The sequence below is a fragment of the Mycobacterium sp. 29Ha genome, from assembly GCF_032883055.1.
Classification (GTDB): domain Bacteria; phylum Actinomycetota; class Actinomycetes; order Mycobacteriales; family Mycobacteriaceae; genus Mycobacterium; species Mycobacterium gallinarum.
Genome location: NZ_JAMQTI010000013.1, coordinates 103,539 through 116,495, shown reverse-complemented (window position 1 = coordinate 116,495; position 12,957 = coordinate 103,539). Strand labels below are relative to the sequence as shown.

Genomic DNA, 12,957 nt, shown 5'->3' with positions numbered 1-12,957 from the left:
GGTCAGTCCTTCGGCTCTGTCCACCGAAAACTGTTGACGTACTTGCCCATATCCATGGCAAGCTGCAGATTCGCTGCGGATGGGTGGCCCGGCCCGTCGTCCCGGGTGAACTCGCGGTACGGCCCGATCGCGGCGGCAGCCAACGCATAGTCGTTCTTGACCGCGACCATGACGAGGAGCCGCAGCCGGGCGAACGATCCGCGGGCGTCCTGTGGATACTCGTCGTAGACGACGCCATACCCGGGTTCGTAGCCGACCATGGCGTTGGGGATCTGATAATCGACGGTCGCATTCGGGAAATGTTCGGCGACAAGGCTTTCCGTAATCTGCTTCGCCGTCTTACCCTCGGCGGGCTGTCCGAACAACTCCATGGTGCCGGTGTCGCCGCCGGTGAATTTCAATTCGACGCCATCCGGCTGCAGTGTGGCCACGTAAGCCGTTCCCGGCCCGGGGTACTGCACCGAGAACGCGCCGTCCTCGGAGACGTAACGCGGATACGATTCGATCGGTTCGTAGATCGGCGGACGTCCGCAGTCGGGCGGGCATTGATAGGCGACCACCGCGGGCGTGGACGCAAACGCGGCGGCGATGCCCGCAGCCGCCGCGACCGCCGTGCCGATGGCCAGCGCCGTCATCAGACGGGCATGGCTCGGGCGACGCACCGGCGCGGTCTCGACATCGTGTGCGGTGCGTCGAACATCGCGCGAGGACCGCGATGCCGCATGCGTGGCGACCCCGCAATTGGGGCAGAACGGCATGTCGGGCTCAACGTAGTGACAGTGAAAGCAGCGCAGAAACCCGCTGTGGGTTCCCGGGTCGTGATCCTTGGTCATCAAGACGAACTGGACGCCGAGCCTGAGCGCGATCACGGCGAACAGCGCGATGAACAGGTAGAGCACCAACTCCGCGAATATCGGAATCGTCTCGAGATCCATCAGACCGAACAGGGCGTACAAGCCGAGGATCAACAGCACGCTGATCGCGATGAGGGTCCGACGGCCGAACCACAGTGCCATCCCGAACAACCCGCCGAGCATCGCCGCCGTCAGAGGCACGGCGATCAGCTGAATTCCGGCTTGCACGACCAAGGTGTCGACCGCTCGGTCGCTGGCCCTGATCCCCGTCTCGAACTGAGGAGACAGCAGCGTCAAGGTCGCCGCGGAGGTGAAACTGATCGACCCGAGCGCCCCGATTACATAGCCGTCCAACGACTCCCGTGGTCCGCGCTGGATCAGCCGAATCACCGCCGTCGGAATCAGCATCAGCAGCGCGTAGAAGACCGGGGTCACGATCACGAGCACCTTGTCGAACGGCGTCTGTGTGGTGTACTCGCTTCCCAGCGTCAAGACGTAGTCGTCGGGGACGAACTCGTTGACGGCGTAGGCACAGCCGACACCCAAGGCGATTCCCATCGCGGCGGTCAGCGCCAACAAGCCGCGCGGCAGATCGTCGTCGACGTCGGATTCGCGCAGAAACAGCACGAACAGGATCAGCAGTCCGAGCGCGCCCACCGTGATCAGCGGCGCCTGCCACCGCAGCAATGCGAACGCGATCACCCCGAGGAGGGGCACCGCCAGCCCCACCCGAAAGACCATGTGCGACCGCTGTGACAGCTGCGGGAAAAGCGACGTGACGAAGAATGGCAGCAGAGTGTGTTCGTTCGGGGCGACCGCGTACGCGCCAAGGCGCAAACGCCCTTGTCCGCCGGCCTGTTTTGCGCCGCAACTGCCGCAGAAGCCCGCGTCGGGTACTTCGGTTTCGCACGCCCGACAGACCATGGTGGATGAGCCACCTGGGCTGCTCACCGAGGCGCCACCCCCTTCTGGAGTCCGAGGATATTGCGGGCGAGGTTGTCGATGTTCGGGCTACCCAGTCCGGTCACCAGGTCGTAGCCGGGATTCGAGTAGTAGACCGCGTTCCCGCCGCGGCCTACGTTACGGAATCCCGGTAGATACGAACCGGCGGCCACGCGGTACAGCAGCGGGTTCGCGTTCCCGATCTGATGGCCGCCGCGCTCGACGAGGTACTGGTTCATCAGCGCGGTCATCGCGGCCCAGATCGGCGCCGACTGCGACGTGCCGCCGCCGAGCACCTCGGTCTGCTTGTAGATGAACCTGACGCCGGTGAAGGGATCCCCGACCGCCGCGACATCGGGCACGAGGCGGCGACGCTGGGGGTCCTGCTCGATGTTCAGCTGGCTCTGCCATTGCGGCCGGTCGAACAGCACCGACACACCACCGGTCGAGCCTTGGGACAGCGGTGAATCCACCCATGGGCGTTCCCCCACCCAGTCGCCGCGAGGGCTTGTCGACAACGTCGTGCCACCGACCGTCGTCATCGCCGGTATCGACGAGACCGCGTCCAGGCCAATGTCATCGGGACCCGGTGGGGCCGACCATGCGTCGCTGGCTTTGCACTCGAGGCCCGCGTTGTCGCCGCTCGCGTCGAACGCGGAGGTGCCACGACGCTGCGCCCTTTCGAGCGCCGCCGCCACCGGCGCCAGATCCGCCGCAGTGACGAGCTTGTCGCAACCCCATCCGATCGACAGGCTCCACACCGCCCCGGGGAACTGGCGGTCGGCCTCTTCGAACATCTTGCCGATCTTCTCGAAGGCGCCGTCGCCCTGGACCGTGGCCCGGGCGTTGACGACGACGAGCCGGGCGTCCGGCGCAATCGCATGGGCCACTTGAAGATCCATCGCGGTTTCGCCGTGCTGTTCCTCGGGCTTCCCGCCGACGATCACCGGGGTGAATCGGGGCAGTTCGGAGGTGTCGGCGAAGAGGTCCAAGTCCTCCTGGTCGGCGCTGTCGAACGCGAAGAAGACGATCGTCTGGCCTTTACCGGTGATGCCTTGCTCGGCCAGCGGGTCGGCGTTGTAAGCCTGCAGCAGACCGTCGGGGGTCAGCCCACCCCACCGCACATCGAGGGGCAGGAACCCGGGGCTCTTCAGGTGGTGCGGGGTGTAGCTGTTGATCCGGCCCACCCCCGCCACCACGCCACGCAGGGGTGACGGTATCGACGGTTGATGGGTGGACGCGTAGAACACCTGGCCCTTACGGCCGCGGTAGTCGTGGATGGGCACGTCGAATGCCCGCGACACCTCAGCGGCCGGACCCTCGACGATGGCCCAGCCGTCACCAGGGCGGGTACGTACCCACAGGCCTCGATCACCGGCCCATCGGGTCAATGCCGGTGCCTGCGTCGGGTCTGCGAGCGTGACGGTCAGTTGGGTGTCAGCAGAATGCGACGGGCCGAGGTCGGCCGAACTCGCCAGCAATGCTGCGTAGGGACCCGTGATCGGGTCGGGAGATTGCCGCGCGCAAGCGGCGCTGAAGCTGGTGGCGGTCAGCGCCGCTGCGGCGACGAGTGCCGAGAGCCTGGCCTGAACCCGGAGTCGCCTATCAGCGATGGCGGCCAGGCGTGGCCTCCGGTGCCGGCGGCGCAATAACGCTCGGCGAGAACGGGTTCGGTCCGCCCGGCTCCAGGCGGGGAGCCTTCTCGGTCGGCTCGACCGGTGCGGCGGAAGTCGTGGTCGTAGTGGTGGTCGTGGTGGTCTCTGGCGCCTTTTCCTCTTCCTTGGCGCACGATGCGGTGAAGAAGCCCATCGCGGCGATGGCTCCAATTCCCGCAACTGCTGAAACTCGACGAAGCAAACGATTGTCGGTCGTCATCTTTCCATCCTATCGGATTATCACCAGCGGAATAGGTGAGCTTGATCTAGATCTTCGCACACTTTTGGCACACTCGTAAATCGAACTCAGCAAATATTACTAGTTTGCGTCAATAACGCGCTCCGCCCCCTTCAATCCGTCTAGCACCGACCGAGTCCCAGACAGTCCCAGCCGGGTCGCGCCGGCGTCGAGCATCGACAGCGCATCGGCTGTCGTACGTATGCCGCCACTCGCCTTGACCTGGACACTCGGGCCGACAGCCCCACGCATGAGCTCCACCGCGTGCACCGATGCGCCCCCCGCCGGGTGAAACCCGGTGGAGGTCTTCACGAAGTCGGCGCCGGCATCGGCGGCGGTCCTGGACGCCGACACCAGCGCATCCTCTCCAACGATGCTGAGCAACGCCGCCGACTCCACGATCACCTTCAGGACGACGTCGCCACCGATCGCCGACCGGACCGCGGCGACATCCGCCCCTACGGCGGTGAAGTCGCCGGACACCGCGGCGCCGATGTCGATCACCATGTCGATCTCAGCGGCCCCGTCCGACACCGCAACGCGCGCCTCCTCGGCCTTGATTGCCGAAAGATGCTTGCCCGAAGGGAATCCGACGACTGCGGCGATGGGCTTGGCGCCCGCGCCGGCTCGCTCCGCGATGGCGACCATGGACGGTGACACACAGATCGCGTACACCCCGAGTTCGGTCGCTTCCTCAACGTGTCGCGCAACGTCGTGTTCGGTGGCTTCGGGTTTGAGCAGAGTGTGATCGATGAGCGCGGCCACGTCATCGCGGCAGTAGCTCTGCCCATTCCCGGGTCGCTCCGCTCCTGCCCACCGAGCCACTAAAACGGTTCCTCGGTCCCGCCCGGATTACAACCCGTCGCGATCAACGTGCCGTCATCGACCTCGGGCCGCCACGGCTCGAGATTCCAACTGGTCTTTCCGGGGCGGCCGAGTTCGGCCAACTCCCAGTGGCAAACGAATTGTTCGTACATTCCGGGCATCGCGGCGTCGGGCGACAGGGCCAGCACCTCTTGCCATGCTGCGGCCTCGGTGTCGACGGTCGCGACCAGCGACGCCTGCCGGCCCGCAGCGGTCGGATACACCCGCAGACTCGAGAGGTCGCCGAACTTCGCCCATTCGACGTGGTCGACGTAGGGGGGCGGGGGCGCCGGACTGGCCGGCGGCGCGGGCGCCGCAGTGGCCGGGGCGGCGGGCGCGAAGGTGAGGGGTACGAAGACCGTCGCGACCGCAGCCGCGACGAAACGCCGGTTAACGGGACTTCCCTTGAATTTCCAGGATCTTCGGCCGCACATCGACAAGGTAGATGCCGGTCGCGACAGCAGCGATCGCAATCGCGAAAACAGAGACTCCGGCGAGGCTGGTGAGCAGGGCGAAGGCGCCTGCACCGCCGATGATCAGCAGCCAGACCGGCTTGGTGAGCTTGCCCGCGGCGGTATACGCGTCGGGCCGCTGCATGGCGGCGTGCACGAAGGCATAGAGGGTGAAGGCCAGTACGACGACCGCCAACAACAAGAGGACGTAACCCGCCAAGTTTTGGAGCTGCACGCTCCAAGCGTATGCGGGCTACGTCCCCTGGTCGACTCTTACTCGCCCAGCCGGGCGACCAAGTGCCGAAATGCTACTTCTGCGTGACCTTCTTGGCCGGGGCCTTCTTGGCCGGAGCCTTCTTGGCGGCGGCCTTCTTGGCGGGGGCCTTGGCCGGAGCCTTCTTGGCGGCGCTCTTCGCGGGCGCCGCGGCCTTCTGGGCCTTCTTCGGCAGCTCGACACCGACCAGCTTGGCGGCGCGCTCGCCGACCGCACGGGTCTGGGTGGCGACGTTGCCCAGCGCTTCCTGGGTCAGCTCGACGGCCTGGTCCGAGTAGCGCTCGACGCGACCGGCGGCCTCTTCGAGAGCCGGCTGGCTGCGCAGGCGCTCGAGGGCGGCCTCACCACGCTCGACCAGCTTGTTGTAGGAGGTCTGCGCGGCCTCGGCGTAGGTCTCGGCGAACTTGCGCACCTCCTCGGAGCTCAGGCGCTCACGCAGATCGCCGAACTGCGAGGGCAGCTCTTCCTGCAGCTTGGTCACACGGGCGCGGGTCTCTTCCACGCGGGTCCCGGCATCGCTGCGCGCATCTTCGGCACGCTCGCGCAGGGCCGCGACGATCTCGTTGACGCGCTCGAGGGCCAGATCGGCAGCGCCGACTGCGGCAAGCAGCGGGGCCTTCAGGTCGTCAGCGGTCGGCTGGTTCTTGTTCTTGGCCGGGGTGTTCTTAGCCATGTCGGTGTTTCCTTTCACTTTCTGGAGATTTGGTGTTCAGAACTTCAAACGGACGGTTCGGTTGGACTAAATGCGGTGCGAATTTCTATTCAGTCGTCTGCTCCTCGTCGGTCTGGACCCGCGCGGCTTCGATCTGCAGGTCCCCGTTCTGCTGGCCCTCGTCGTGCTGGGCCTCGTTCTGCTGGACGAACGACGTGTAGATCTCGAGCAGCACCTGCTTTTGCCGCTCGGTGATCGCCGAGTCGGTGATGATGACGTCGCGGACTTCGTTGTTCTCGCTGGGCTCCAGGATTCCCGCCCTTATGTAGAGAACTTCCGCGGACACCCGCAGCGCCTTGGCGATCTGGTTGAGCACATCGGCGGAGGGTTTCCGCAATCCCCGCTCGATCTGACTGAGGTAGGGATTACTGACGCCAGCCTTCTCGGCCAACTGCCGTACCGATACCTGGGCTGCCTCGCGCTGCGTGCGAATGAAGGTGCCGATGTCCTGTGCAGCGTTGGACACCACTGCGGCGATCTTCTCATCCTGCGGCATGCGTGACCCCCCTCGAGCATCGGGTAACCGGTAACGACACATCCCACGGTACGACGGGGTGCTAACTTTTGCAAGCACTAGTTAGCGCAGGTCAGAAGAGTAGCTGGGCTATCGAATAGATGATCAGACCCGCGAGCGAACCCACGACGGTGCCGTTGATTCGGATGAACTGCAGGTCACGACCCACATGCAATTCGATGCGGCGACTGGCCTCGTCCGCGTCCCAGCGCTCGATGGTCTCGGTGATGATCGCTGTGATCTCCACCCCATATTCCGACACCAGATGCTGAGCCGCTCTGATGATCCAGTTGTCGACCTTGTCGCGGAGATCGGCATCGTCGCGAAGCGACTCACCGATGTGCACGACCGAGTCGGTGATGCGGGTCCGCAGAGCCGACGACGGGTCGTCGACCGATTCGAGGATGATCCGCTTGGCAGCACTCCAAGCCGTCTCCGCCGCCCGCGCCACCTCATCGCGGGCCATGAGTTGTTCCTTGACGTTCTCGGCGCGCTGAATCGTGGCCTCGTCGTGCTGGAGGTCGTCGGCGAACTCGAAAAGGAAGCGGGTCGCCGAGCGTCGCAGTTCGTGGTCGGGGTTGCGGCGCACCTTGTCGGTGAAGTCCATGAGCTCGCGGTGGATGCGATCGCCGACGAGGTGGTCGACCCAGCGTGGCGACCAGGTGGGTGAGTCGCGTTCGATGACGCGCTCGATGATCTCGCCGGCGTTGAGCGACCATTGGAAGGCCCGATCGGCCAGCAGCTGGATCAGTGCTTCCTGCCTGCCCTCGGCGAGCAGGGTGGCCAGGACGCGGCCGATCGGCGGGCCCCATGTCGGCTCGGCGATGCGCTTGATGATCATGCGATCCAACACATGCTGGACGTCCTCGTCGCGCAGCATCTCCACCAGAACCCGCAGCACCGTTGATGTTTCGGCCGCTACGCGCTGGGCGTGGACCGGCTCGGAGACCCACTTGCCAAGGCGTCCGGCGACTTGCGCGTCGCGCAGTTTGGCCTCCACGACTTCGGGTGACAAGAAGTTCTCGCGGACGAACGTCCCCAGCCCCTCGCCGAGTTGGTCTTTCTTGCGCTTGATGATCGCGGTGTGCGGGATCGGGATACCCAGCGGATGCTTGAACAGCGCGGTGACAGCGAACCAGTCGGCCAGCGCGCCGACCATGCCCGCTTCGGCTGCGGCGCGGACATACCCAACCCACGGCGCCGCCCCCTGGGACTGAGCCCAGGTGCATACGAGAAAGATCACCGTGGCACCGAGCAGGAACGACACCGCGACGACCTTCATCCGCCGCAGGCCGCGTTGGCGCTCGGCATCGGCGCCACTGTCAGCAGCCGCCAGCGACTCGGCGAAGCTACGCGGAGCCGGGTTGCCGGCGCTCGGTCTGTGTGCCACACCTACATCATCCGCTACCCGCGGAGTGGCGGTTCCAGCCGACAGCGCTCGAACGCAAGATCACCCGTACTATCGAGGGGAACTAGGGAACGGGATTACGGCGATCGTGGCAGAACAAATCTCGTCCGTCGCGGTCAAGACCGATGGACGCAAGAGGCGCTGGCACCAGCACAAGGTGGAACGGCGCAACGAGCTGGTCGATGGCACCCTGGAGGCGATTCGGCGCCGCGGCAGCAACGTCAGCATGGACGAGATCGCAGCCGAGATCGGTGTGTCCAAGACGGTGCTCTACCGCTACTTCGTCGACAAGAACGACCTGACGACCGCGGTGATGATGCGGTTCGCGCAGACCACACTGATCCCGAATATGGCTTCGGCTCTCTCATCCAACCTGGACGGCTACGACCTGACGCGCAGGATCATCGGGGTCTACGTGGAAACCGTCGCCGCCGAGCCGGAGCCGTACCAGTTCGTGATGGCAAACAACTCGGCCTCCAAGAGCCAGGCCGTCGCGCGCTCGGAGCAGATCATCGCTCGCATGCTCGCGGTGATGCTGCGGCGGCGCATGGCCGAGGCGGGGATGGACACCGGCGGCGTCGAGCCGTGGGCGTATCACACCGTTGGCGGCGTGCAGCTGGCCACGCACTCGTGGATGTCGAACCCACGCATGAGTTCAGACGAACTGATCGATTACCTCACGATGCTGTCGTGGAGCGCGCTGTGCGGCATCGTCGAGGTCGGCGGATCGCTGGAGAAGTTTCGGCAGGACCCGCATCCTTCGCCGGTTTTACCCCGGCAACTGCTTGACTGAGGTGATGAGCGAGTCACACCTGCCGTCCTTGTGGACCCACGAGCCGCATACCCATCTCGAGTTCCATCACGGCGACAAGATTGCTGACATCGACACCGGGGCGACGCCGGGCTTTCGGGGTAAGAAGGCCGACGCCCCGGCATTGCAGGCCGAACGCAACGCACGATTCGCCGAGCTGCAGGAGATGCTGTACGCCAACAGCCGCTCCGGCGACACCCGCTCGATCCTGCTGGTGCTGCAGGGTATGGATACCGCGGGTAAGGGCGGCATCGTCAAACATGTTGTGGGAGGCGGTAATCCCCAGGGCATCCAGTACACCAGCTTCGTCAAGCCGACCGAGGAAGAGCTGGCGCACCATTATCTGTGGCGTATTCGCAATGCGCTGCCGACCGCCGGCCACATCGGGGTCTTCGACCGCAGCCACTACGAAGACGTGTTGATCGTCCGGGTGCACAATCTCGTCGCGCCCGATGTGTGGGGGGCGCGCTATGACGAGATCAACGCCTTCGAGAAGGCGCTCGTCGATGGCGGTATGACGCTGATCAAGGTGGCGATGTTCGTCTCGCTCGACGAACAGAAGGCCCGGCTGTCCGAGCGGCTGGAGCGGCCCGACAAGTACTGGAAGTACAACCCGGGCGACATAGACGAACGGCTCAAGTGGCCGCTGTACCAGGAGGCGTACCAGGCGCTGCTGGACAAGACGTCGACCGATTACGCACCATGGCACGTGATTCCGTGCGACCGAAAGTGGTACAGCAGGCTGGCGATCACCGAGCTGCTGATCGAGGCGCTCGAGTCGATGAACTTATCTTGGCCCCCAGCCGATTTCGATGTCGAGGCCGAGAAGAAGCGACTCGCCGAGGCTTGAGCCGCTCGCCACCTGGTAACCCGTGCTCGACCATCAGTACGTGTAGAAACCCCGACCTGACTTCTTACCCAGCTGTCCCGCCTCGACCATGCGCAAGAGCAGCGGCGGCGGAGCATAGTTCGCGTCCTTGTACTCGTCGTACATCGAGTCGGCGATGAGCTTCATGGTGTCGAGGCCGATCAGATCCGACAGCCGCAGCGGGCCCATCGGATGCGACAGCCCGGCGACCACCGCGGTATCGATGTCCTCGACGGTCGCGACCCCTGCCTCCGCCATCCTGATGGCTGCCAACAGATACGGCACCAACAAGGCGTTGACGATGAAGCCCGACCGATCCCCGGTTCGCACCACCTTCTTACCAAGCACCTCGCTCGCGAACTGCTCGGTGCGCGCGGTGGCTTCAGGCGCGGTGACCAGCGTGCTGACGAGCTCGACGAGCGGCAGGACCGGCACCGGGTTGAAGAAGTGCAGACCCAGCACTCGGCTTGGATTCTGCGTTGCCGCAGCAATTTTCATGATCGGGATACTCGACGTGTTCGATGCGAGTACCGCATCTGGGTCGGTGATCACCCTGTCGAGCTCGGCGAAGATCTTGCCCTTGACCGCCTCGTCTTCGACGACCGCCTCGATGACGAGCTGACGGTCAGCCAGGTCGGCCAGGTCGGTGGTGAACTTCAGGCGGGCCAGCGCCGCGTCGCGATCGTCCTCGCTCAGCTTGCCTTTGGCCGCCGCGCGCTCCAGCGACTGGGTGAGCCGCTGGTTTCCCGCGGTCACCAGCTCGTCGGTCGGCTCGTAGACGAGCACATCCGCGCCGGCCTTGGCCGATACCTCGGCGATTCCCGAACCCATCTGCCCGGCGCCGATGACGCCGACCCGTTCAATGCTCACTCGTACTTCCTAACAGACGTCGAGCGCACGGCTGTTGACACGTCTACTCGACGTTGGCGTACAACAACCGTGCGCTCGACGATAGGGCTCAGTGGAACTGACCCTCTTCGGTCGAACCCGCGAGCGCGGTGGTCGAGCTGGTCGGGTCGACGGTGGTGGCGATCCGGTCGAAATAGCCGGCACCGACCTCACGCTGGTGCTTGGTGGCGGTGTAGCCGCGCTCCTCGGCGTCGAACTCGCGCTCCTGCAGCTCGACGTAGGCGCTCATCTGGCCGCGGGCGTAGCCGTAGGCCAGATCGAACATCGAGTAGTTCAGGGCGTGGAAGCCGGCCAGCGTGATGAACTGGAACTTGAAGCCCATCGCGCCGAGCTCCTTCTGGAACTTCGCGATGGTCGCGTCGTCGAGGTGCTTCTTCCAGTTGAACGACGGCGAGCAGTTGTACGCCAGCATCTGGTCGGGGAACTCGCTCTTGACGCCCTCGGCGAACTTCGCGGCCAGCTCGAGGTCCGGGGTGCCGGTCTCCATCCAGATCAGGTCGGAGAACGGCGCGTAGGCCTTGGCGCGGGCGATGCACGGCTCGAGACCGTTGCGGACGCGGTAGAAGCCTTCCTTGGTCCGCTCGCCGGTGATGAACGGGCGGTCGCGCTCGTCGACATCGGAGGTGATGAGCGTGGCGGCCTCGGCATCGGTACGCGCGATGACGACGGTCGGCACGTCGGCGACGTCGGCAGCCAGGCGGGCCGAGGTCAGGGTGCGGATGTGCTGCTGGGTGGGGATCAGCACCTTGCCACCGAGGTGGCCGCACTTCTTCTCCGACGCCAGCTGATCTTCCCAGTGCGACCCCGCGACGCCTGCGGCGATCATCGCCTTCTGCAGCTCGTAGACGTTCAGCGCACCACCGAAGCCGGCCTCACCGTCGGCAACGATCGGGGCGAGCCAGTTCTCCACCGAGGTGTCGCCCTCGACCTTGGCGATCTCGTCGGCCCGCAGCAGCGCGTTGTTGATGCGACGGATCACCTGCGGCACCGAGTTGGCCGGGTAGAGGCTCTGGTCCGGGTAGGTATGGCCGGACAGGTTCGCGTCACCGGCGACCTGCCAGCCCGACAGGTAGATGGCCTTCAGGCCGGCACGCACCTGCTGGACGGCCATGTTGCCGGTCAGCGCGCCGAGCGAGTTGACGAACTCCATGTCGTGCAGCTGGTTCCACAGCACCTCGGCGCCGCGGCGGGCCAGGGTCGCCTCCTCGACGACGGAACCCTGCAGTGCGACCACGTCGGCCGGGGTGTACGTACGGGTGATGCCCTTCCAGCGCGGGTTGGTGTCCCAATCGTGCTGGATCTGTTCGGGTGACTTCGGCGTGCCCACAGTGGACATGGCTGCTCCTTCGGATCGCTTTGCATAGCCGGCGGGGCTCGGCTTGCTAATACTCAACAAACTTGGCTGTTCCGCTGTTACGAGGATGCATCACGCCATACGCGCAGGTCCACCCGTTTTGATTGCCAATTTTCGCCAAGCAGTCGCGCCATGTTGCAAAGGTTGCGAAGGTAAGCATTCCCTGAAACGGTTCAGAAGCTACTTGCCGGTAACCGATTTGCGCACGTCAGTACGGTCGTACTGTTAGGGAAACGGCGTCAGAGCGCGAAGATCGATGCGACGGCTTTGGTCTCGTCGCCGACGGCATATGTGAGCGTTGTAACAGTGCGATCCGCCAGTTCGGGACCGAACTTGTCAGTCGTACCGGGCCGATGGACATGCGTGATGATCTCTAGTTTGTCGCCGAGCCCTACCGGGGCGTCGTGCTCGATCGTCACCCGCAAGGGTGCCTTTAATAGCTCGGGTGCCTTGTACAGATGGTCCTCGACCACCGACCAGTAGACCGAGTTGTTCATGTGGTCGAAGATGTCGATGTCGCTGACGCGAACCGGATAGTCGCGAATCTCGTCCGCGTCCTCGCGGCTGCCGGCCTTCAGATAGGCCTTCCACCGCAGCCGATTGATATCGGTGGTGCGCTGCAGGCCTTCGAGGAAGTCGTCGGAGATGCGGGCCGGCCCCTGCGTCTCCTGGTTGATGTTGATCCAGAACGCCTCGGATTCCATCAATCCGCCCTTGCGCCCATCTATGCGGACCCGCATCTCGCACCACCGGTTGGAGGTGCCCGAGCACCAGCGGCGCAGGCGCAACATGTCCTTGAACTCGATGGGCCTGATCAAATCGACCATCGTGCGACGGACGATCCACAGCGGGTGGGTTTCCTCGTAACCCATCTCGCGCAGCTGATCTGAGCCGATGTCTTGGATGTGCCTGGTGGCGGCGTCGAACTTGAGCCTGCCGTCGCGATCGACGTCGGCGACGCGCAGGGGCCATTCGATGTCGAACACATCGGGGTGCGGATCGGGCACCGGCATCATCACCTTCGCCAGACCGGTCGTCGGCTCGCCTCCCATGACCAACGATCCTGCCATAGCGCCGGAACTGCCAACAATGCGAAGGTGCA

Annotated in this window: 14 protein-coding genes; 2 read left to right on the top strand and 12 right to left on the bottom strand. The window is 64.8% G+C overall.

What is annotated here, in order from left to right; all coding sequences use genetic code 11:
* Positions 1-2: 2 nt before the first annotated feature.
* The 9 genes from M1248_RS18240 to M1248_RS18200 all read right to left on the bottom strand — a co-directional run bounded on the left by M1248_RS18240 (position 3) and on the right by M1248_RS18200 (position 7,895).
* A complete protein-coding gene (locus tag M1248_RS18240; protein ID WP_317149277.1) occupies positions 3-1,805 on the bottom strand; it encodes a zinc ribbon domain-containing protein in 1,803 nt (600 codons plus the stop codon).
* Complete coding sequence (locus M1248_RS18235; protein ID WP_410506689.1) at positions 1,802-3,409, bottom strand: protease pro-enzyme activation domain-containing protein; 1,608 nt, start codon at positions 3,407-3,409, stop codon at positions 1,802-1,804. Before M1248_RS18235 ends, M1248_RS18240 begins: the two co-directional genes overlap by 4 nt.
* Positions 3,402-3,671, bottom strand: coding sequence for a hypothetical protein (locus M1248_RS18230; RefSeq protein ID WP_163734461.1), 270 nt, complete (start codon positions 3,669-3,671; stop codon positions 3,402-3,404). The genes M1248_RS18235 and M1248_RS18230 overlap by 8 nt, the downstream gene beginning before the upstream one ends.
* Positions 3,672-3,770: 99 nt before the next feature.
* Positions 3,771-4,514 (bottom strand): deoxyribose-phosphate aldolase, encoded by a 744-nt coding sequence (gene deoC / locus M1248_RS18225; RefSeq protein WP_317149276.1) that lies wholly within the window; start codon positions 4,512-4,514, stop codon positions 3,771-3,773.
* Positions 4,514-4,987, bottom strand: coding sequence for a DUF2599 domain-containing protein (locus M1248_RS18220; protein ID WP_317149275.1), 474 nt, complete (start codon positions 4,985-4,987; stop codon positions 4,514-4,516). Before M1248_RS18220 ends, deoC begins: the two co-directional genes overlap by 1 nt.
* Positions 4,944-5,240 (bottom strand): DUF2516 family protein, encoded by a 297-nt coding sequence (locus M1248_RS18215; protein ID WP_083124174.1) that lies wholly within the window; start codon positions 5,238-5,240, stop codon positions 4,944-4,946. The genes M1248_RS18220 and M1248_RS18215 overlap by 44 nt, the downstream gene beginning before the upstream one ends.
* Positions 5,241-5,313: 73 nt before the next feature.
* Positions 5,314-5,952, bottom strand: a complete 639-nt coding sequence (locus M1248_RS33405) for a heparin-binding hemagglutinin (RefSeq protein ID WP_410506686.1) — start codon at positions 5,950-5,952, stop codon at positions 5,314-5,316.
* 85 nt (positions 5,953-6,037) lie between these two features.
* Complete coding sequence (locus tag M1248_RS18205; RefSeq protein ID WP_317149274.1) at positions 6,038-6,487, bottom strand: helix-turn-helix domain-containing protein; 450 nt, start codon at positions 6,485-6,487, stop codon at positions 6,038-6,040.
* Positions 6,488-6,578: 91 nt separating this feature from the next.
* Complete coding sequence (locus M1248_RS18200) at positions 6,579-7,895, bottom strand: DUF445 domain-containing protein (RefSeq protein ID WP_317149273.1); 1,317 nt, start codon at positions 7,893-7,895, stop codon at positions 6,579-6,581.
* Between the two features lie 106 nt (positions 7,896-8,001).
* Between M1248_RS18200 and M1248_RS18195 the strand changes: the two genes are divergently transcribed.
* Positions 8,002-8,706, top strand: a complete 705-nt coding sequence (locus tag M1248_RS18195) for a TetR/AcrR family transcriptional regulator (protein ID WP_317149272.1) — start codon at positions 8,002-8,004, stop codon at positions 8,704-8,706.
* A 4-nt stretch (positions 8,707-8,710) separates the two neighbouring features.
* The gene (locus tag M1248_RS18190) at positions 8,711-9,574 is read left to right on the top strand and encodes a polyphosphate kinase 2 family protein (protein WP_317149271.1); all 864 of its coding nucleotides are present in this window, start codon (positions 8,711-8,713) and stop codon (positions 9,572-9,574) included.
* A 33-nt stretch (positions 9,575-9,607) separates the two neighbouring features.
* Here the strand turns inward: M1248_RS18190 and M1248_RS18185 are convergent, their stop codons facing one another.
* From M1248_RS18185 to M1248_RS18175, 3 genes are all read right to left on the bottom strand, one after another.
* Positions 9,608-10,462, bottom strand: a complete 855-nt coding sequence (locus tag M1248_RS18185) for a 3-hydroxybutyryl-CoA dehydrogenase (protein ID WP_317149270.1) — start codon at positions 10,460-10,462, stop codon at positions 9,608-9,610.
* 88 nt (positions 10,463-10,550) lie between these two features.
* Positions 10,551-11,837, bottom strand: coding sequence for an isocitrate lyase (aceA, locus tag M1248_RS18180; RefSeq protein ID WP_317149269.1), 1,287 nt, complete (start codon positions 11,835-11,837; stop codon positions 10,551-10,553).
* A gap of 257 nt (positions 11,838-12,094) precedes the next feature.
* Positions 12,095-12,907: an acyl-[acyl-carrier-protein] thioesterase gene (locus M1248_RS18175; RefSeq protein ID WP_317149268.1), complete on the bottom strand. Its 813-nt coding sequence runs from the start codon at positions 12,905-12,907 to the stop codon at positions 12,095-12,097.
* Between the last annotated feature and the right edge of the window lie 50 nt (positions 12,908-12,957).